The organism is Pedobacter sp. BG31 (assembly GCF_042464845.1).
GTDB classification, from domain to species: domain Bacteria; phylum Bacteroidota; class Bacteroidia; order Sphingobacteriales; family Sphingobacteriaceae; genus Pedobacter; species Pedobacter suwonensis.
In genome coordinates this window covers 691,907-712,704 of record NZ_JBHNZK010000001.1, presented here as the reverse complement: position 1 = coordinate 712,704, position 20,798 = coordinate 691,907, and the positions used below count along the sequence as shown (strand labels likewise).

Annotated in this window: 17 protein-coding genes; 8 read left to right on the top strand and 9 right to left on the bottom strand. The window is 39.4% G+C overall.

Annotated features, from left to right (window positions below; all coding sequences use genetic code 11):
• Positions 1-2: 2 nt before the first annotated feature.
• Positions 3-647, bottom strand: coding sequence for a thiamine phosphate synthase (locus ACFE6N_RS03245; RefSeq protein ID WP_378933809.1), 645 nt, complete (start codon positions 645-647; stop codon positions 3-5).
• 140 nt (positions 648-787) lie between these two features.
• On the bottom strand, positions 788-3,232 hold the full coding sequence (locus tag ACFE6N_RS03240; RefSeq protein WP_378933807.1) for a TonB-dependent receptor: 2,445 nt from the start codon (positions 3,230-3,232) through the stop codon (positions 788-790).
• 174 nt (positions 3,233-3,406) lie between these two features.
• On the opposite strand from ACFE6N_RS03240, the gene ACFE6N_RS03235 reads away from it, so the two are divergent.
• Positions 3,407-3,760: a hypothetical protein gene (locus ACFE6N_RS03235; protein WP_378933805.1), complete on the top strand. Its 354-nt coding sequence runs from the start codon at positions 3,407-3,409 to the stop codon at positions 3,758-3,760.
• Between the two features lie 303 nt (positions 3,761-4,063).
• Here the strand turns inward: ACFE6N_RS03235 and ACFE6N_RS03230 are convergent, their stop codons facing one another.
• Entirely contained in the window at positions 4,064-4,594 is a 531-nt protein-coding gene (locus ACFE6N_RS03230) for an AAA family ATPase (RefSeq protein WP_090981076.1), read from the bottom strand.
• Positions 4,595-5,032: 438 nt separating this feature from the next.
• On the opposite strand from ACFE6N_RS03230, the gene ACFE6N_RS03225 reads away from it, so the two are divergent.
• Entirely contained in the window at positions 5,033-5,350 is a 318-nt protein-coding gene (locus ACFE6N_RS03225; RefSeq protein ID WP_378933803.1) for a carboxypeptidase regulatory-like domain-containing protein, read from the top strand.
• A gap of 205 nt (positions 5,351-5,555) precedes the next feature.
• Positions 5,556-8,393, top strand: coding sequence for a carbamoyl-phosphate synthase large subunit (gene carB, locus ACFE6N_RS03220; protein ID WP_378933801.1), 2,838 nt, complete (start codon positions 5,556-5,558; stop codon positions 8,391-8,393).
• Between the two features lie 114 nt (positions 8,394-8,507).
• On the opposite strand, the gene ACFE6N_RS03215 is transcribed toward carB, so the two are convergent.
• Entirely contained in the window at positions 8,508-9,815 is a 1,308-nt protein-coding gene (locus tag ACFE6N_RS03215; RefSeq protein ID WP_378933799.1) for a M20/M25/M40 family metallo-hydrolase, read from the bottom strand.
• Between the two features lie 182 nt (positions 9,816-9,997).
• Entirely contained in the window at positions 9,998-11,125 is a 1,128-nt protein-coding gene (locus ACFE6N_RS03210; protein ID WP_378933797.1) for a DUF4407 domain-containing protein, read from the bottom strand.
• Positions 11,126-11,252: 127 nt separating this feature from the next.
• Between ACFE6N_RS03210 and ACFE6N_RS03205 the strand changes: the two genes are divergently transcribed.
• Together ACFE6N_RS03205 and ACFE6N_RS03200 are read left to right on the top strand one after the other, a co-directional pair.
• On the top strand, positions 11,253-11,570 hold the full coding sequence (locus ACFE6N_RS03205; protein ID WP_090981086.1) for a rhodanese-like domain-containing protein: 318 nt from the start codon (positions 11,253-11,255) through the stop codon (positions 11,568-11,570).
• 227 nt (positions 11,571-11,797) lie between these two features.
• Positions 11,798-11,995, top strand: a complete 198-nt coding sequence (locus ACFE6N_RS03200; protein WP_090981088.1) for a DUF6358 family protein — start codon at positions 11,798-11,800, stop codon at positions 11,993-11,995.
• Between the two features lie 134 nt (positions 11,996-12,129).
• On the opposite strand, the gene ACFE6N_RS03195 is transcribed toward ACFE6N_RS03200, so the two are convergent.
• Entirely contained in the window at positions 12,130-13,161 is a 1,032-nt protein-coding gene (locus ACFE6N_RS03195; protein WP_378933795.1) for a dipeptide epimerase, read from the bottom strand.
• Between the two features lie 76 nt (positions 13,162-13,237).
• Here ACFE6N_RS03195 and ACFE6N_RS03190 point away from each other — a divergent pair, with 76 nt between their 5' ends.
• Positions 13,238-14,374, top strand: coding sequence for a hypothetical protein (locus tag ACFE6N_RS03190; protein ID WP_378933793.1), 1,137 nt, complete (start codon positions 13,238-13,240; stop codon positions 14,372-14,374).
• 528 nt (positions 14,375-14,902) lie between these two features.
• Entirely contained in the window at positions 14,903-15,886 is a 984-nt protein-coding gene (locus tag ACFE6N_RS03185; protein ID WP_378933791.1) for a hypothetical protein, read from the top strand.
• A 429-nt stretch (positions 15,887-16,315) separates the two neighbouring features.
• Here ACFE6N_RS03185 and ACFE6N_RS03180 read toward each other — a convergent pair whose 3' ends face one another.
• Genes ACFE6N_RS03180 through ACFE6N_RS03170 form a run of 3 tightly spaced genes read right to left on the bottom strand, consistent with a single transcriptional unit; the run spans position 16,316 to position 19,420 of the window.
• The gene (locus tag ACFE6N_RS03180; RefSeq protein WP_090981096.1) at positions 16,316-16,930 is read right to left on the bottom strand and encodes a rhomboid family intramembrane serine protease; all 615 of its coding nucleotides are present in this window, start codon (positions 16,928-16,930) and stop codon (positions 16,316-16,318) included.
• A 6-nt stretch (positions 16,931-16,936) separates the two neighbouring features.
• A complete protein-coding gene (locus tag ACFE6N_RS03175; RefSeq protein WP_378933789.1) occupies positions 16,937-18,676 on the bottom strand; it encodes a M14 family metallopeptidase in 1,740 nt (579 codons plus the stop codon).
• An 18-nt stretch (positions 18,677-18,694) separates the two neighbouring features.
• Complete coding sequence (locus tag ACFE6N_RS03170) at positions 18,695-19,420, bottom strand: hypothetical protein (RefSeq protein ID WP_378933787.1); 726 nt, start codon at positions 19,418-19,420, stop codon at positions 18,695-18,697.
• 57 nt (positions 19,421-19,477) lie between these two features.
• On the opposite strand from ACFE6N_RS03170, the gene pepT reads away from it, so the two are divergent.
• Positions 19,478-20,731, top strand: coding sequence for a peptidase T (pepT, locus tag ACFE6N_RS03165; RefSeq protein WP_378933785.1), 1,254 nt, complete (start codon positions 19,478-19,480; stop codon positions 20,729-20,731).
• Positions 20,732-20,798: the final 67 nt, after the last annotated feature.

Sequence of the window (20,798 nt, the reverse complement as noted above, 5' to 3'; positions counted from 1 at the left end):
TGTTAATTAACAGCGCTTTCTTTAACTAATGTGTAAAAATCCTGATAGGCTTCAATAAAATCATCAGCAAAGTTAATCGCCCCTGAAACGGCTATCCCATAGATGCCAGTTTGCATTAATGCTTCTACATCATAGGTTTTAATGCCGCCTACGGCCAATACCGGAATGTTGATGGCCTGAGCTTTTAATGCTTTTACCACTTGCTGATAACCTTCAAAACCCAGGTGCTGGTAAATGTTGGGTTTAGTTTCAGTTGCTCCAAATGGACCATAACCGGCATAATCGGCACCCTCTTTGGCTAGCCTGATTAGATTTTCTAACGTGTTTGCAGATCCCCCAAGCGTAATGTCATTGCCAACCAGTTTGCGCAGGGCAATAAAATCAGCATTCATATCTTCTATATGAAAACCCTGGATATCCGCCTTTCCATTTAAATGAACATGATCCGTAACAATTAAAGTGGTTCCCCAATCATCACATATTTCAGCTATCGCATTAATATCCTGTAACAGTGCTTCATCACTTTTGCTCAGGCAGCGGTACTGGATCCATTTTGCACCTGCCTCACAGGCCAGTTGTGCCTGTTCAATGTGGCTTAGATGTGGGATATCGTGCGTGATGTAATGAAGTTTTTCTATGTATTTCATTCTGAATCAGGACAATTAAAATTAAAGGATCTTAAAATCAGGAGGGCAAGATAAACAAAATCGCCATTGAATGTGTATCTTGCAATGGCGATCTTAATGATTTTCTGCTTTAGTCTTTCAGCTTTTTGCTTTAGTCTTTCTTAAAATTTTACATTAAAACTTAGCAAAAAGTTGGTTCCCGCCTGCGGATAAAAGAAGTTTTCAGTTATTCTGCTTCCGCCTGACTGATAGCCATATGTATAACCGTTGCTTTCATACTTTTTATCGAAAATATTATTTAACAGTAAACCAAGGTTCATGTTTTTAACACCTGCAAATTTAAAATCATAACCCAAACGTGCATTGCTTACCCAATACCCGTTAAGCGTCCTATCGTTATTCTGTGTATTATCCAGGTATTGCTTGCTTACATATTTACTTTGCAAAGCTATTGCAAAACCACTTACCGGTTTATAAACGAGCTCGCCAAAAAGCACGGTATTTGGAGAATAAGAGATATCAGTTAATTCATAGTTTTTAACTACTTGTCCGCCGTTATCATAATCATCATAATATTCGGTAAAGTTTTTGATTTTATTCCTGCTCAGCGCTGCATTTGCATTTAATACAAACTGACGACTAAAGACGTATGAACCATCTACTTCGATCCCTAAACGGTAACTTCTGTCTACATTTTGACGAAAGTTTCCGCCCACATCATTTATTTTTCCGGTAACCACCAACTGGTTTTTATAAAACATGCCATAAGCATTGGCACCTATATTAAATTGTTCGTTTTTAAAACGGTAGCCCAATTCTAAATCATTTAAACGCTCTGGTTTAGGAATAACGCCCACGGCAGCATCTGTAAAGTCATCACGGTTGGGTTCTTTATTGGCCACACTATACGAAGCGTATATGTTGCTTTGCGGATCAATAAAATAAGTTGCCCCAAATTTCGGGTTAAAGAAATTCAAGGTTTGGTTAATGGCCAAAGTATTCAGTTTATTTTCTGTTCCGGCAATATCATAATATACACGACGGTATTGCAGATCGGCAAATAAACTCAAATTTTCAACTGGGCTATAATTTACCTTGCCATATATATTAAAATCAGTCTTAAAACCGTCGTTATCATAATAATGGCGATCAATATTGCCGTTTGAAGCATATTGCGCCCAAATTACCTGCCCAAAATGTGCACCTTTATATTCATTATAAGCCCCGCCCAAAGTAAAATTTAAATTCTTTTCAGGTACGTAGTTAAAGGCATAGGTAACGCCATAAAAATCATTATCTAACCAGCGGCGGCGAATCAGATCTGTAGTGGTAATAGGTGTTCCCCCCGCGATAACAACAGGGTTTAAACCATAATTTTTCAGTTTATCCTGTACCCGGTATTCTTCATAATAACCTTCTCCTTTGGTATAATGTAAGGCACCATTAAAAGAAAACTGTTCAGAAAACTGTCTGGCATAGATTAACTGGTAGTGGTTCTGTGTATAGTTATCAGTTTGATTATTGTAAAGAAAACTGTTGTATCGTCTGCCCGAGTTAAGCAGGTTTGCCGCATCCTCTGCACTTAACCCATTTCTATCAATATAAGCCTGCATGCCAGCTAAATCATTTTCTAAACGCGATTGCGGGATTCCGTTCCACGATTGATATGTTTTCTCATTTCCAGAGAAAACATTTACACGCAATAAATCCTTATTTCCATGGTAAGCACCAGATAAAAAGTACGATTTCAATAATGAAGAGCCACGATCTACATAACCATCAGAGCTGATTCTTGATAAACGGCCATCAAAGCTAAATCGGTTGTTAATCAAACCTGTTCCTACCTTTACGGTATTTTTCCAGGTATTGAAACTGCCATAAGTATTGTTCAGCTCAGCATAGGGTTCTGTTTCACTGGCGGTAGTCTGAATGTTTAAACTTGCGCCAAATGCACCTGCGCCATTGGTTGAGGTACCAACGCCACGCTGAATCTGCACGTTATCAACCGACGAGGCAAAATCAGGCATGTTTACATAAAATGTTCCCTGGCTTTCGCTATCATTGATGGGAATGCCGTTAACTGTTACGTTAATCCTGCTGTTATCGCTCCCACGTATTCTGATACCTGTATAACCTACACCAGCACCAGCATCAGAAGTAACCACTACACCCGGTGTATTCTGTAAAATAAAAGGCAAATCCTGCCCGAAATTATTCTGCTGGATTTCTTCTTTACTAATATTCTTGTAAGTAGTTGCCGATTTATCTGTGGCACGGGTTGCACGTACAATGACTTCATCAGCCAGAAAATTTTGTGGCGCCAGGCTAAAATCAGCGGTAGTATTTTGGTTAATGTCAATAGTCTTTTCAACTGTTTTATAACCTACGTAACTGACAACAATGGTATATTTTCCGCCTGATAGGTTGGTAATACTATAGGCTCCGGTTGCATTGCTTACCACCGCTGTTTTTTGATTCCGCAATTTAACTGTGGCACCTGGCAGCGGCTGCTGATTCTGATCTGTTACTTTACCCGTAACCGAAATTTGTGCCGATACAAAGAAGGGCAACATTGCAACAAGTGCTGCAAAAAGTAAATTTTTCAATGTTTTTGTTTTTAGTTAAACCCATCGGAAAAAGGGGCTTCCCCGATTTCAGTTAAACTTCCATAACTCCAATCCCTACGCCGGCATTACCCGGATCAGGTGCATTTGAGGTTGATGGCTGGAAGGTTTTAAGGCTGACGGGATTTAACCCTCTACCTTTTTACCTTCTACCTTTTGCCTCAAAATGGGTATGATCTCAGCCTGTTTTTGTGTTTATCTAAACAAGGCACCCCTAATGATGGGACAAATGTAGAAAATTTTAAGCAATCCGAATATTTTTTAATGTATTGGCGGTTTAATAGGGTAAAAATTAATAACATAATACCTGCCCGTACAGACGTGGAATCATCTGTTATTATGGATTTGAAAATGAACGGTTCTGTGCGCATGGCATTTTCAGTCCCGCTTCCCTCCTGCCAATTTGAAGGAAATTGGCATCCGTTCCAATCGGGTTTAGGTGGCCAGGCAGGTAGAGATATCAACGTTAAAACACCAAACGTTCCTATGGGACGAAACCCAGCCAATTAAACAATTGGCTACCAATGAGGCATCCCGACGGGGCGAACATTTTTTAACAAACCAGGATGGTCGGTTGTTAATTTATAACACTGTTTCGTCCCATCGGGACGGATCATCGGTAAAAAAAATGTTTATTTTTTTTCGTTCCATAGGAACGTTTCATGTTTAGGCACCATGTTAACAAGCCCTTCTTCTTAAACCCGATAGTGGCGAACACGAACCCCGATTTTCCATTGGGTGATTAAAGCGAATAGCGGGATTGCCGGCTGCCAAAAACTACCAACAATCATTTCCCAAAAAAAGATAACTTTTTTACCTGCTTAAAAAATCATCAATGGCTCTAACGGCATTTGCGACCCGCTCCTCACCTAAACCACCAATAACTTGATAATTGGCTTGAAGCGCCTGTAATTCCTGATGCCAAACTTCCATAAAATATTCCCGTTTCTCCGGAAAATCGCGAAGAGGATCATCCTGCCATGGCAAATCGATATCCATTAACAAATACAAATCGTAAGGCTTTTTCGGTAAAGCATCCAATACAACCTGGGGCGTTTCTCCAAGTACTTCATCGCTCCATATCTTTACCGTAATAAAAGTGGTATCGCAAATAATGAAATCACTTTCGGTGGTAACCAAAATTGCATCCTCTAACGCTACCTGGCCGTAATACATATTCACTTCGTCTTGCAGGGTATAATCGGCAACCAGATTTTCGCAGTAATAACGGGCATACTCCGGCACCCACGAAACTTTGTAGTATTTGGCCAGTAACTGAGATATCGTAGATTTCCCTGTACTTTCCGGACCAACAACAGCGATTTTTTTAATATTTTTATTCACGATACATTTTCTGAATATAGTCAAATGTAAAAGAAAAAGCCTTAAAAGAAAAAATCCGGTTGAGGAGGGCTCCTCTAACCGGATAATAAACCAAACAAACTATTTATGAAGAAATCCTCATGGCGGGTAACTAATCCGCGGAGGAGGCTTTAGATCATTGTCTAAAGTATATACAAAACGCATATACGTTTCAGTTATTACAACATTATTGCCAATAATCCGATCATCACAACTTCGTGACTTAATTCTGACCAACAGTACTACATTGACGAACGTATTATCACATTATTTAAGAACTTATCACGAATATACATATTTTGATTTTACATTTATGTATAATTTATAGTACAAACGAAAAAAATAGTGTTCAGTATTTAAAACTATTTGTACCAAATGCTGTTATTTATTTAAGACATTACGCAACTAAAACGTTATACCATGAAAAAATTGTGTGTTGCATTATCGCTGCTCATTATATCGGCATTGGGTTCTATCGCTTTTACCAACATTAAAACGGGTGGCATAATCGGAAAAATTACACCAGTTTATGCCGCGTCAACCGTATCACTTGTAGCAGCGAAAGACACGCTAAGTGCACAGATCAATCAGGGTGTTTTTACTTTTACAAACCTTAAAGAAGGTGTTTATACTGTGGTAATCAAGGCCAATGCACCGTATAAAGATACAACAGTAGAAAGGGTTGCCGTTAAAGATAGCGCCACTACCGATTTAGGCGAAATTAAATTACAGCAGTAGCTTGTTTTACAAAAGAAAAAATCATAAAAGAGTACTAAAATAGTACTCTTTTTTATTTTAAAAAAAACGGCTCAAATCACATCCAAAGATGTATCTTTGCATCCCGACAGAACAGTTGGGATTTTCTTCTTGCAAGCATAAGACCTTTTGCTTCTTCACCTTCGGGTTCAAACACTTTAGAATTTTAATTATTTTAAGCTTTATCATGCCTAAAGACACTTCCATACGCTCAGTACTGATTATCGGATCTGGACCAATTATTATTGGCCAAGCCTGTGAGTTTGATTACTCAGGTTCGCAAGCGGCACTTTCTTTAAAAGAAGAAGGAATTACCGTTTCTATTATCAACTCCAATCCGGCTACGATTATGACGGATAAGGTTATTGGCGACCATGTTTACCTGCGCCCGCTGACTGTTGATTCAATAGAAGTTATTTTACAGGAGCATATCGCCTCTGAAGATTTACCTAGAATTGATGCGGTACTTCCTACAATGGGAGGTCAGACAGCGCTAAACCTTTGTAAAGAAGCCGAAGAACGTGGTGTTTGGGAAAAATACGGGGTTAAGGTTGTAGGGGTTGATGTAGATGCGATTGAGAAAACTGAAAACCGTGAGGCTTTCCGCCAGTTAATGGTTGATATCGGTGTGGGTGTTGCCCAATCTAAAATAGCCAACTCATTTTTAGAAGGTAAAGAAGCTGCTCAGGAAATCGGATTTCCGCTGGTAATCCGCCCTTCGTATACTTTGGGTGGCTCTGGTGGTGGTTTCGTACACAGAAAAGAAGAATTCGATGCAGCTTTAAAACGCGGCCTGGAAGCTTCGCCAACACACGAAGTATTGGTAGAAAAAGCGGTTTTAGGATGGAAAGAATATGAGTTAGAGTTACTAAGAGATAGCAATGATAACGTAATTATCATCTGTTCGATTGAAAACTTCGATCCGATGGGTATCCATACAGGAGATTCAATTACAGTTGCTCCTGCAATGACCCTGTCTGACCGTTGTTACCAGGATATGCGTAACCAGGCAATCAAAATGATGCGTGCCATTGGTAACTTCGCAGGCGGCTGTAACGTTCAGTTTTCGGTTAACCCGGCAAACGATGAAATTATCGCCATCGAAATCAACCCGCGTGTATCGCGATCATCAGCATTGGCCAGCAAAGCAACTGGTTACCCAATTGCAAAAATTGCAGCTAAACTGGCTATCGGCTATAACCTTGATGAAATTGAAAACCAGATTACCAAAACCACTTCAGCATATTTCGAACCTACTTTAGATTACGTAATTGTTAAAGTACCGCGTTGGAACTTCGATAAATTTAAAGGTGCCAACAAAGAGCTTGGCTTGCAAATGAAATCGGTAGGTGAGGTAATGGCCATTGGCCGTACATTTATCGAAGCATTACAAAAAGCTTGTCAGAGTTTAGAAATCAACCGTGCGGGCTTAGGTGCAGATGGAAGACAGGTACGTAATATTGAAGAGATTATGGACGGTTTGGAGCACGCTTCATGGAACCGTTTATTCCTGATAAAAGATGCCATGGCCATGGGTGTACCGCTGGAATCTATCCGTAAGGTAACCAAAATTGATAAATGGTTCTTAAACCAGATTCAGGAATTGGTATTGCTTGAAAATGAATTAAAAAGATACTCACTAAATAATATCCCTCAGGATTTCTTTGTAACGCTTAAACAAAAAGGGTTCTCTGACATTCAGATTGCCTGGTTGTTAGGCAATGTTACGGAGGATGAGGTTTACGAGCGCCGTAAAGCTTTAGGCATAAAAAGGGTATACAAGATGGTTGATACCTGTGCTGCAGAGTTTCCGGCCAAAACGCCATACTATTACTCCACTTTTGAAGAAGAGAATGAATCAAAACCTTCTGACAGGAAAAAAATAATTGTTTTAGGTTCAGGCCCTAACCGTATCGGTCAGGGTATTGAGTTCGATTACTCATGTGTACATGGTTTATTGGCTGCAAAAGAATCGGGTTTCGAAGCTGTTATGGTTAACTGTAACCCTGAAACGGTTTCAACTGATTTTAACATGGCCGATAAATTGTACTTCGAACCTGTTTTCTGGGAACACGTTCGCGAAATTATCGACTTAGAAAAACCTGAAGGCGTAATTGTTCAGCTAGGTGGTCAAACTGCCTTGAAAATGGCTGAAAAACTGACCCAAAACGGCATCAAAATTATTGGAACTTCTTTCGAGAATATGGACATTGCTGAAGACCGCGGCCGTTTCTCTGACCTGTTAAAAGAATTGGATATTCCTTATCCAAAATATGGTGTTGCAGAAAATGCTGAAGAGGCCATCGTTGTAGCAAACGAGGTAGGCTATCCGGTATTGGTGCGCCCGAGTTATGTACTTGGCGGACAAGGCATGAGTATTGTAATCAACGATGAAGACCTTGAAAAAGCTGTTGTAAAACTGTTAGGCGATTTACCTGGCAACCGTGTATTAATCGATCACTTTTTAGATAGGGCAGAGGAGGCAGAATCTGATTCGATCTCTGACGGTGAAGATGTGCATATTGTGGGTATGATGGAGCATATTGAGCCTGCTGGTATACACTCAGGAGATTCATTTGCGGTATTGCCAACATTCAGCTTATCAGAAAAGGTAACTCAAGCCATGGAAGACTACTCTGTTAAAATTGCAAAAGCGTTAGATGTGCGTGGTTTGTTAAACATTCAGTTTGCCATTAAAGATGAGAAAGTTTATGTAATCGAAGCAAATCCCAGGGCATCACGTACGGTTCCTTTCATCGCAAAAGCTTATGATGTTCCATACATCAACATTGCTGCTAAAATAATGCTGGGCGTTGCCAAACTGAAAGATTTTACCATTGTGCGTAAACTTAAAGGTTATGCCATTAAAGAACCGGTTTTCTCTTACGAGAAATTCCCTGAGGTAACGAAAGAATTAGGTCCTGAAATGAAGTCTACTGGTGAGGCCATCCGCTTTATCAAAGATTTGGAAGACCCTTACTTCCGCAAGCTTTACAAAGACAAATCGATGTATTTGAGTAAGTAAACCTTCACCAGATTCTAAATAAAAATGGCCAGTAATGATTTTACTGGCCATTTTTATTTCTATCGCATTTAAACCTATCAGGTTTTTAAAACCTGATAGGTTATCTAATCGCTACTATTGCTTCAACTTCGGAATCCTTGTTGGCGTATCTGTACCGTTTACAATGCTGGTTGCACTCTTGGCAATCGCTTTAATGGTAGAAAGGATGTTGTCTACATCTAAAGAACTATATTCGTCTTTCACACTGTGGTACAATTTATCGACATCAATTTTATCCGTACTAATGGTGTGTGCCGGAACACCTAGAGCTGCTAAAGTAGCGTTATCACTTCTATAGAATAAGTTCTGCTCAGGATAGGGATCAGGATGGAAAGTAAACTCAGTTCCTGCTAAGTTTTTCTGCAAAATCTTTCCAAAATCAGATCTTTCATAACCCGTAATAAAGGCCGTATTTTTACCAAATTTCGAATCTTTGCCAATCATCTCGATATTAAACATGGCTACCACATCATCAGGATTCAGTTTTGCCGAGAAATATCTGGCACCATAACCTCCAATTTCTTCAGCAGTAAAAGCAACAAAGATTAAGGTACGCTCGTTATTTTTTTGTGCTTTATAATATTTCGCTAAAGCAATCATTGCTGTTGTGCCAGAAGCATCATCATCGGCACCGTTGGCTATACTATCGCCATCTACCGCTTTTAAGAAACCAAGGTGATCGTAATGACCAGAGAAGATGACCATTTCTTTCGCTTTCGATTTACCAGGAATTACCCCGGCCACATTAAATAAAGGCATTTTAGCTACCTTACTTTTAATTGTTACCGAAAAATCTGTTGCGGCATCTTTACCGAAAACGAAAACCTGTACAGCGCCGTTGGTTGCTTTTACGTCTTTTTCATCAACAGTAGTTGGTTTGCTGAAATGATCTTTATAACGGTTAAAAAGGTCAGCAAACTTATTGTCGACTAAAACGATCTGGCTTTTATCACTATTTAGCATGGCCCTGAACTGCGCTACAAAAGGCTTTTCGGGGTCTAACTTAACAACAGTGGCGTTGGATTTATCAAGCGCAACACTTTCTGTGGCAACACCTGTAACCATTATGTTGGCAGGTGTAATTTCCTGTCCGTCAATTTTAACGCTTGTACTTAATGAGCTAACCTGATACTTATAAAAAGTTTGCCGGAAAGTTTTCTCACCAGCCAGGGGCTGCAAACCAATCTTTTTGAATTCAGATTCAATAAAAGTAGCCGCTTTATCAATACCTGGCGTAAAAGTTGCACGCCCCTGCATGTCATCGGCGCTTAAGGTTTTAATCAGGTGATCAGTGTATTCGCGGGTGATGATTTTATCAATGTTTTGCGCTTTAAGCTGCAAACTTGTCATCCCTACAAGGGTAAAAAAGAGTATTTTCTTCATATTATATTTATAGCGGGGTGAATTTAGGATTTTTGACTGATAGTTGATTGGTTAATGGTTTAATAGTCTATGGTTGATGGTTACAACAGATTCCCTTTCCTATAACCCATCTTCCATAATCCGCCCTACACCATCCGTTTTACATCATCCATTTTACATCGTCCATTTTACATCTTACATCATTAACCCTCATTGTCCCAATCGTATTTTTCGAGATCACGATAGGCCTTGCCTTTTATGATTTCCTTCTTTTTTGACGACTCAGAATCGACCCTGGTTTCATGAATATTATCGGCCACTTCCAAATGGAAATCCTTATCTTTTTTAGAATGGTAAATCGATACTTCATCCCCGTCTGCAATTGCATAGTCATAAGGGCCTCTGGCACTCATCAGCTTTACAAAAACAGGCAAACATTCAAAAAAGATAAACAACAGTCCAATAAAAGTAACCGCAATTGCGGTGTTGTTATCCCGCGTACCATCCACATTAAATTTAAGCTGCCCTAATGCCCAGTTGCGATCGGCAAAACCGGCAATATCCGATAAACTATCCAACTGTTTTTTGGTATACAGCTTTTCAGTAAACAATCCATCAAATTCTTTGCGTTTATCTACAAAACTTTCTGATTTATTGATGTTCGCTTTAAGCGAATCTAACTCTGCTGTACGTCGTGCAATCTCTGCTTCCTTTCGTTTGGCATATGGCCCATAACCCATTACACCCGATGTTTCGGTGGTTTTATTGCCGAAGATCTCGAAGTTAAGTTTTTGCCTGTCGGCTTTGATTCCTTTTTCAAGCGAGTCGCGGGTAGCTTTCTGCTGGTTTAACCGGCCAAATTCTACCTGATATTTTTTCTCAAATGCTTTGTTCAGCGTATCTATTTTAGCGCGCTGACCATTTAAATAACTTACCTTTAGGCGTTCTTTAATTTCTTTATCGAAGATTTTAAGCTCTATCGGCCTCGAAATAACCATACCGATCATAATAGCCAACAGAATACGCGGCGTAGCCTGTAATATCTGCTTATTGGTGCTGGCACTTTTATTAATGCTGGACACGATGTACCGATCCATATTAAAGATGGCTGCTCCCCATAAAAAACCGAAAACAATGGCAAAAATTACGGCCAGATCATCACCTTTAAATACAAAATACATCGCATAACCTCCGGAAAGGGCAGCAAAAAGGCCGGTAAAAAAAATGGTGGCACCAATGCCTGTATATTTATTTTGTTCTGAAGGATATTTTTCCAGTGTCGGGATGTGAGCGCCAGAGCAAAACCAAAAGAAACGGTTCAGTTTGTCCATTTGTAACTATTTATACTTAAACGCCTAAGGGTTCCGGTTGTTACACTTTTAAGCAAAATTTTATGGCATTTTTTTGATAGGGAGCGTAAATTTGATTTTCCTATATTTGCATAAATACATTTATAAAATGAAAGAAATATCGGTACAAGAACTAAAAGAGAAAATCGATAACAAAGAAGATTTTCAATTAATTGATGTTCGTGAAACATTCGAATATGAGGTTTCCAATCTTGAAGGCGAGAACATCCCTTTGGGCGGAATTTTAATTGAGGCCGATAAGGTTGCGAAAGATAAGCCGGTAATTATCCAGTGCCGCAGTGGAAAAAGAAGCGCTGCAGCGGTTATGCAGTTAGAGCAACAATATGGATTTGACAATCTTTATAACTTAAAAGGCGGCATTTTGGCCTGGCAAGCAGCTTTTGATCCGAATATGCCGGTTTATTAGAATAACCAGTATTCAATAACTAATTATCAAGAAAACAATGACCAATAACCAAACTCCAATGATCAATTGGAGAAGGGTTTATAGCACAAACAAAGATCAATTTTCAAACTTTAACCTTACAGGAACAAACCTTTTGAATATTTTCAGCCCAGGATGGTGTTTGAAAATTGATTATTGCTAATTGGTACTTTGCACGTAAATTCTCTTAAAACTAAAATCCTCTATCTGTGGGAAAAAAATTTGCTTTAAACATTTTCTATAACCTGGCCATTATTCTTTCTATTTTCGGACTGGTTTGGTGTTATAATAACCACAAATATCTGCCAGCTGGTTTTTTGGTAGGCACAACCGCTTGTTTATTTTACTTTAAGTATCAACTTACCAAAGACATCAGAAAAAGTTTTAAAGAAAAAGACCAGAAGTAGCCATTTAATGACAGCATGAGTGAGTTTTGAATGAGTGAATATTGGGGATAGTACCCAGCCAAATTCATCTATCTCGTCTCGCTTAGGATCTTCAATCATTCTATAATCCTGTCATTCGTCATTTCTACTCTGTTTTAAATAAAAAGATCAGGAGTAACACCTTCCAGCCCTAAACCCGGCAAATTATTGAGGATATACTTTCCATTTTCAAAGGCCGGATCTTTAAACGGATTATTTTTGGTCAGCCACGGCCCATCTAAATCCGCCCAGTTGCATAACGGAGCCAAAGCAGCGGCGGCCAAAGTAGCGCAACTGGTTTCGCTCATACAACCGATCAGCACTTTCATTCCGAACGAACGGGCTTTCAAAATCATCTGATGCCCTTCGTACATGCCACAACTCTTCATCAGTTTTACATTGATTCCATGATAAGCCCCTTTTAACTTATCCATATCCGCTAAACGCTGTACAGCTTCATCCGCAAGTAATGGAATAGGGCTTCGTTCGGTTAACCAGGCGTTCCCGTCCAGGTTGTTCTTATCCATAGGCTGCTCAATTAATACCACTCCCTGGTTATGCAGCCAGTAAATTAAATCAATGGCTTTAATCTTATCTGCCCAGCCCTGGTTAGCATCCACATATAAGGGTACATTGGTCAGGCTCCGGATCGTTTCTATAATTTCCTGATCGTTATCTCTTCCCAGCTTAACCTTAATCACTTTAAATGCCTCGGCCTCTTTCAGTTTTTCGCGGATGACGTCAGGCGTATCAATCCCAATGGTATAAGAAGTTACCGGCATTTTAGCAGGATCTGCACCATAAATTTCGTAACAAGGTTTATTTAACAGTTTCCCCTGAACATCGTTAAGCGCAATATCAATAGCAGCTTTGATTGCCGGCTGACCAGGAGCCAGAACATCTAAATAAGCAATAATCTCCTTAAAATCGAATGGAAATTGGATTTTGTCCCAATCTACAAGGTTCAGAAAAGCTGTCGCACTTTCATAACTCTCACCCATATAAGGCACCATAGATGCCTCGCCATAACCGGTTACCCCTTCATATTCAATTTTCAACAACATTAAGGGCGTACTGGTACGGGTAAATTTCGAAATTGAAAAAGGATGTTTTAACGTTAATTCAAATGGCCTGCAACTAATTTTCATTATCAATCGTCTACTTAATATATAAGGTTATTATTGTGTTAAAATTATCTTTATTTATTAACATAACGCTATCGCCATGAAAAATAGCTCAAAATTAAGGTACTTTATTTATTTATCGCTCATAATTATTGGAGGATGTACCACAGGAAAAAATGCCCTTCAAAAAGGTGATTACGATTTATCTGTTCAAAAATCAGTAAGCAGGCTACAAAATTCGCCAAAAAACAGCGAAGCCATGCAGGTATTGAAAATGGCTTACGAATTAGCTTTAAAAGATCATTTACGGAAAATTGAGGAAGCAAAAATATCTAACGATCTATTCAGGTGGGAATCGGTGATGTACGATTATCAGAAAATCAATCAACTGGCAGATGAAATCAATAGCTGTCCGGCATGTTTGGCAATTATTCCGAACCCTTCAAAATATAGTACTGAACTGGCTGATGCTAAATATAATGCTGCCGGCGCAAGGTATAACTCCGGTTTAAGCTATTTAAGAGAAGGTAGCCGCCAGGCCGCCAAAAAAGCATATTACGAATTTGAGAAAACGCTGAATCTTCAGCCAAACTATAAAGATGCCAAAGCAAAAATGGAAGACGCATATTGGTCTGCTGTAACCAGGGTTGTGGTACAACCGATTATCGTTAACAGCAGTCTGTATAAATTAAGCGCTGATTATTTTCAACAGCAGATTGATCAGTATATCGCAAAATATTCCAGAAACAAGTTTGTTATTTTTTACGGGGAAAGACAGGCTACCGAGCAAAAAATTGTTCCCGATCAGGTACTCAGCTTAAATTTTGATGATTTTGTAGTAGGCCAAACCTATGTAAAAGAAAGGGTAGAAAAGCTAAAACGTGATAGCGTAGTAATCGGCGAAACGCGTGATAAAAAACCGGTTTATGGCACGGTAAAAGCTACGCTGAGTATTTTTGAAAAGAACATTTCTTCATCCGGTTTACTGGACATGAGCATTACTGATTGGAAAACAAGGAAACTGGTTCACCAACAGAAATTTCCCGGAACCTATGTTTGGAGAGACAGCTGGGCCAGTTATAAGGGAGATGACAGGGCCTTAACTAAACCGCAATTGGCCATTACCAAACGCAGGGAGCAGTTACCGCCACCGCCAAACGCGCTGTTTTTAGAATTTACCAAACCCATTTACAACCAGCTGGTGGATGATATCAGTTATTATTACAATAATTACTAGATTTCATGATATTAAAGGATATCAAAGAGCAAGGTAATAGTTAGGTATACGATAGTGTAATTTCACATCAAATGCCGTCTTCGTAAAGGCACTATTGATAGAATCTAATTTATCATATCGGTTGGTTTCTTAACAACTGACATAAAAGGCTTATTTTAGAAAATGACGGAACTGTGATTCTTGGCGGCATGCAGTCCCGCCATTCGCTATAGCTCCGATTAATTCCGATTTAAAATCGGATCGGAGGCTGGCGCTACTGTCGCGTTTAGGAACAAAGGTTATGCGCCTTACAACTCCACTATGAAATACTGCCGAAGCCACTTAGCCCTGGCTGACGCGTTACCCTGCAGCAACGAGGTACGAGGCAGCGAAGCGTAAAAGCAAAAGACAGGAAAACCCTTCCCTATTTAACAAAGGCCTTGCGCTCCAAAAAAAACTTATCACTGCGATAAACAATACCGTTAAAGACTGATGTGGTTGTAATCCCTGCGTTAAAATAAAACATCGTTACTTAGCCCTAAAAATATAATGGCTAATATTGCAGCGATGAATACCGGCTTATACAATCCTTTCAAAAATTTCGATTTTTTATACAAAACCTGCTTTTTAAGCGGAAAAACATTTAATTCTCCTGTAATCCAGGTGCCCCTGCTTCCAAAATGGTTGTTGGAACAGGCAGGTTTAAGTGGCGAAGAGCAGATCCAGTTTTTGGATGAAAGTATCCGTTCGTACAATACATTGGTTATTCCGGTGAATGCCGAGATCAATGAGCAGTTTTTAAATCCACTGGAAGATAAAATCGAAGCTGCATTTGCAAAAGGTTATGATGCTGTTTCCACACTGCCAGAGCTGGATCTTTTTAACTGGATTGGCAAATTCCTTTATGGTTTTGTCTATATCGAAATGCATTCGGCCTTACGTAAAGAAATGACTGCCGATGGTTTAAACATGTCGCAATCGCTGATGATGAAATTTGCCAACCTGAATTTCATGATGCAAAACCTGTACACCAGCCTGGAGTTTGAAGATTTCACGCCATGGTCTATCACTGTGGTAAAACTGGAAAACACAGAAACACCATTCAGCTTCCGTGATGAGATTAATACGTTAACCTTCTCGTTAAAAATGAAAGATTTTGGGATCATCGCCTGTTTACAGGATAATGGCACCAATAAACGCTACCATCAGGATATTATCAATGAGATAAAAGGAAAAGCTTTAACCGCCGAGCAATTTGAAGAGTTGAGCGCCCGCTTTTATTATTCTGCTTACCTCTTTAACCGTTTACCCGAATATACCTTTATGCCTGTTGAAGGCACTACATACATCGAAGCAATGCCTCTGCGTGGCAACATGACCAAACCCCTTTTTGATGTTTGGCAGCATAAGATATATGCACAGGTGCTGGAAAATTTCTGGAAACCCTGGGGTTATGTCGTGTTTGAGATTATTAAAAACCCTGATGAGCCAATGAGTTTCTTTGAGAAACCTTATCTGCCTACAGCAGGGTAATAAATTCTAATTGTCAGCCTGAACCCAGCCTTAGCGAGCTCACCGAAGGTAATTCATTTCAGGGTCTGTCCTGCATGAAAGATGGGGCTGTCTCAGAAATGATTTTCAAGATTTTTGGCAGAATAATATTTTGAAAGGGCGTCATTCGCGTAAAAACGGGAACCACGAAGTGCTCAGCGAAGCTAGTCTTAATACGATAGAACGGCAACTAAATAAGTCCCCACCAAAGCATTAAGATGCCCATCCGATAGCGATCGGATCAAGCTGAGCATGACGACATCACTAAATTTAATTCTTTTGCTATTTCTGAACCTGTTATTTTCAGACAGGCTCATGACGTCCGACTTAATGAATGTGTACTAAAAGAATTAACAACGATGCATCCACACGATAAGTTTTCACGAGAATGACGATTCTTTCTAATGAAGATTATCTACCACCCGTTAACATGGCAATAAAGTTCTGTAGAATACCTGGTACGAAGATAATCGTAAAAATCAATCCGGTTAAGGCGCCAAAAAAGTGTGCATCATGATTGATATGATCCCTTGAATTGCGGGAAGCGTAAGCACAATAAATTAAATATATAATTCCAAAAACTACAGCAGGAATCCCGATCGGGATAAACATGATATAGATTTTAGACATTGGGTTATACAATATGTAACTAAAAAGCACCGCGCTGATTGCGCCTGAAGCGCCCAGACTATTGTAGTGAAAGTTATCTTTATGTTTGATTACCGTTGGCAGATCGCTCAACACCAGGCCCAAAAAATAAAGCAATCCAAACCGCCAGCTCCCCATCATACTCTCAAGCGCAAAGGCAAAAGCGTAAAAAGTAAACATGTTAAAAAAGAGGTGCATCCAATCGGCGTGCACAAGTCCGCTGGTAATTAATGTATATACATTCTGCCCTTTAGAAACACTAAAAGGATGCAGCATAAATTTTCCATAAATCGAATGATCGTAGAAAGCGTAAAGGCTGGTAATGATGGTAAAAACGAAAATTAAGGAGGCAACTGGTGCTATATTGAAGTATTCCATTTGGGCTTATTTTAAATCCAGTTTTACATCTGTAACCAAACGTGCAACCGGATATCTGTTGTGTGTTTTTTCGTAATAATCAGAATTTTTATACACAAAATCAAGTTGTGCGGCACCATTCTTTGCAAATTCAGGGTCAGCCAACTTTTTGGCGTCCAGTTTACTTTTTAAATCAGGGTTATTTTTTAGCAGTTCTGTAGCCGTATCTTCAAAAACATAGGCCGAATAATGCTCTTTCATATCCAGGATAGAATCGAAAAAATTCCAGTTGAAATAAGAATCTGTGGCCTGAGGTTCTAAGGTTTCTACAATATATCGGTTGCCTGGCTGGTTTACATAAACCACATAATCGCCAGCATAGTATTGCAGCTTTTGTGGAACCGTATTTACAGTTACACCTGAGTGCAGGTAATGGCCTTCATATGGCTTGGTTCCGGTTTTAAAATCACTGATGTAATAACTGTCGACAACAATTTTCTGATCACTTTTTAATTTCCTGAGTGTAACCTGATTCAGTTTAAGCAACGTAATTACCCGATCCCATGCTTTTGGGATGATATAGGCGACAGGTTTTTGAACAGATAATGCGGGTTCATACTTGTTCCATTCTTTAATGGTTTTGACGTAAGGCTTGCTACGATCGTAATATAAACGTTCAGCGCCGCTTACCGTGCTGGGCTTTTGCCCTGCTTCAAATCCCTTAAATGGGATATCGTTAACATCGTTTTTGTTTAGTTTCCACGCTAAAGGATATTCTCTTTGTGCTGCAACAGCCTCATCGGCCTTTTTCTTATTTGCCCCAATGATTTTGGCATCCCGTTCGATCACCTGGATATAGGTTTTCAAAAGCTTGTAAGTAGCATCTATGCGTAAATCGTACGATTTTAACATATGCGTTTCGGGCATAAACCCAATGGTATTGTGCAGCGTGGTATAACCAGTAGAGTAACGTGGCGATTCAATAAAACCGGTTATCCCGGTTTCAGGGGTTTCGCCTATCGAGTTTACATAAGGAATCATCGGATAACCCAGTTTTTCCATACCGGAATATAAATCAGGCACTAAAGTTTTGGTTAAATAATCAGAAAGTATAGGGTTTAGCTTATCTTTTTGTGTCGGGATAAGCGTCATCACATATTGATAATCGGCGCCATTACTGGTATGGGTATCTACAAATATCTCGGGCTGCCAGGTATTAAAAATGAGTTGAAATGCTGCCGAATTTTTGGAATCTGTTTTAATAAAATCACGGTTCAGATCAAGGTTTTTGCTATTTCCTCTAAAACCGTAAGCAACCGGCCCGTTTTGGTTTGCCCTTGATGTTCCACTACGGTTAAAACTGCCGTCTATATTGTAAAGCGGAATGATGCAGATTACCACATCCTTTGGCAATTTACCTGCTTTGAGCAGATCACGAGCCAGCATCATCGATGCATCTATCCCTTCCGGTTCGCCTGGATGAATACCATTATTGATCAATAAAATTCTTTTATTTTGCTTCCTGATCTGCACCGGATCGAACACCAGGTCACGTGATAAAACCAATAAGTGTAAAGGTTTTCCAAAATCAGTAAGCCCATAGGTTAACAGTTTGGCTTGCCGGTAGGTTTTAGCCAGGTTTTGATAATAAGATATGGCTTCAGTGTATGTTGTAGTTGCTGTTTTTCCACTTAATTCAAAAGGCGATTGCTGAGCCATTGAAGTTAATGAAAAGGAAAATGTAAAAACCAATAATAATATCCTCATGCTATTGATAAATAGAGTTTATAGCGTTTTATGGTACGAGCGAACGTTACCGAACATATACCTGAAGCCTACAGTAATGGAATTATACATGTCTGGATAGGTATTATTAGCGCTCAGTCTCGACTCATTATAACCATCTAAGCCTTCGCCAAAAGTAAAGTTAGACTGTGCATTTAAATTAATTACATACCTCATGTAACCATAGGAATCTTTTATGTAATAATTAAAACCCAAATTTATCGGCAATAAAAGGTTAGTACTTTTATCTTCTCCGCCATAGGGTTGTCTGTCAGAACCGGAAGTTTGAGGTGGATACCTTGCAATGTTGGATATGTTGTTATTTATCACTCCCAATCCGAAGCCAACATATATCCCCCTCATGTTATACAGCAATCCTCCCTGGCGATAATTAACAAGTTCCCCTAACATCAGTTTCAGGTTAGCTGTAAGTGCGGTATATTTATTGACAAACCAACGGCCAGATGGATCTTTAACAGCAATCCCCCCTTTAATCCTTCCGTATTGCCCTTCCAGTCCCATTGTTAAGAAAGGGGTGATGTGATAATCAAAAACACCGTAAACAATTTTCCCATAGTCTCCCTCATATACATCGGTATATGATTTATTCATGCCACCGCCAAAACCATAAGACATTTTGAAATAGTTGGATTGAGCAAAGGAAAAACTTCCAATAAAAACAAACAGAAAGGTTATATAAGTCGCTCTCAATGAATAAAAAATCATATCTTTTTTACAAAAATAAGATGATTATCGGATATCTATAACTTTTACCTTTGAATTATGAGCACATACACCAACTTTAACAAATCGCTTGAACAGCGGTTCATAAAATATGCAAAAATTGATACCCAATCCGATCCAAATTCTCCTACCTGCCCTTCAACTTTAAAGCAAAAAAACTTAGCGGCGGTATTGGTTGAAGAATTGCAGGAAATTGGAATTTCTGATGCCGAAATGGACGATAACGGCTATGTTTATGGAACCATCCCATCAAATACAGATAAACAATTACCCGTAATTTTCTTTTGTTCGCACATGGATACCTCGCCTGATTGTAGCGGAGAAAATGTTAAACCGATTATTCATGAAAAATATCAGGGACAAGACCTGGTTCTGCCAGACGATAACCAGATTGTAATCAAACTTGCTGAACACCAAGACCTGAAACAACAGATTGGCAATGATATTATTACCGCCAGCGGAACAACCTTATTAGGTGCAGATAATAAAGCGGGATTAGCAGAAATTATGGAAGCAGCGGCATTTTTAATGAAAAACAAAGAGGTAAAACACGGAACTATAAAGCTTCTTTTTACACCTGATGAAGAAATTGGCAGAGGCGTAGACAAAGTTGATTTGAAGAAATTAGGTGCCGATTTCGGTTATACCATTGACGGGGAAACACTCGGATCAATCGAAGATGAGACTTTTTCTGCCGACGGAGCTACCCTTAAAATTTATGGTGTAAGTACACATCCGGGGTTTGCAAAAGGAAAGATGGAAAGTGCAATTAAGATTCTTGCCGAAATTGTAGATTCACTGCCAAAAGATGCCCTTACACCAGAGGCCACGCACCAGAAAGAAGGGTTTATCCATCCGGTAAGTATTAACGGACAGGTAGAAGAGGCAGAGGCACATTTCATCATCAGGGATTTTACGGATGAGAACTTAGTTTCACATGGGCGGTTTTTGGAAGAAACTGTAAAAAAAGTAATGACTAACTATCCAAAATCCAGTTACAAGCTTAATATTAAACCACAATACCGCAACATGAAACAGGTTTTGGATCAGCATCCTAAAATTGTACAATATGGTATTGAGGCGATTGCACGAGCTGGTGTAGTACCTAAACAACAAAGTATCCGTGGTGGGACTGATGGCTCACGACTTTCTTATATGGGTTTACCATGTCCCAATATTTTTGCCGGAGAACATGCTTTTCACAGCAAACAAGAATGGGTAAGCGTGCAGGATATGGAAAAGGCTGTACAAACCATTGTTAATATTGCGTGTATCTGGGAAGAGAAAGGCTAGTCTGGAGTTGGGCGTTTGATGTTATAATTGCACCAAACGCCTAACGCTAAAATCCAATCTGATGGGA

Excerpts from the sequence above, each read along its gene's own strand:
- ACFE6N_RS03245 (WP_378933809.1), bottom strand. The coding sequence starts at position 647 with ATGAAATACATAGAAAAACTTCATTACATCACGCACGATATCCCACAT.
- ACFE6N_RS03225 (WP_378933803.1), top strand. The coding sequence starts at position 5,033 with ATGAAAAAATTGTGTGTTGCATTATCGCTGCTCATTATATCGGCATTG.
- carB (WP_378933801.1), top strand. The coding sequence starts at position 5,556 with ATGCCTAAAGACACTTCCATACGCTCAGTACTGATTATCGGATCTGGA.
- ACFE6N_RS03215 (WP_378933799.1), bottom strand. The coding sequence starts at position 9,815 with ATGAAGAAAATACTCTTTTTTACCCTTGTAGGGATGACAAGTTTGCAG.
- ACFE6N_RS03210 (WP_378933797.1), bottom strand. The coding sequence starts at position 11,125 with ATGGACAAACTGAACCGTTTCTTTTGGTTTTGCTCTGGCGCTCACATC.
- ACFE6N_RS03205 (WP_090981086.1), top strand. The coding sequence starts at position 11,253 with ATGAAAGAAATATCGGTACAAGAACTAAAAGAGAAAATCGATAACAAA.
- ACFE6N_RS03195 (WP_378933795.1), bottom strand. The coding sequence starts at position 13,161 with ATGAAAATTAGTTGCAGGCCATTTGAATTAACGTTAAAACATCCTTTT.
- ACFE6N_RS03190 (WP_378933793.1), top strand. The coding sequence starts at position 13,238 with ATGAAAAATAGCTCAAAATTAAGGTACTTTATTTATTTATCGCTCATA.
- ACFE6N_RS03185 (WP_378933791.1), top strand. The coding sequence starts at position 14,903 with ATGGCTAATATTGCAGCGATGAATACCGGCTTATACAATCCTTTCAAA.
- ACFE6N_RS03180 (WP_090981096.1), bottom strand. The coding sequence starts at position 16,930 with ATGGAATACTTCAATATAGCACCAGTTGCCTCCTTAATTTTCGTTTTT.
- ACFE6N_RS03175 (WP_378933789.1), bottom strand. The coding sequence starts at position 18,676 with ATGAGGATATTATTATTGGTTTTTACATTTTCCTTTTCATTAACTTCA.
- ACFE6N_RS03170 (WP_378933787.1), bottom strand. The coding sequence starts at position 19,420 with ATGATTTTTTATTCATTGAGAGCGACTTATATAACCTTTCTGTTTGTT.
- pepT (WP_378933785.1), top strand. The coding sequence starts at position 19,478 with ATGAGCACATACACCAACTTTAACAAATCGCTTGAACAGCGGTTCATA.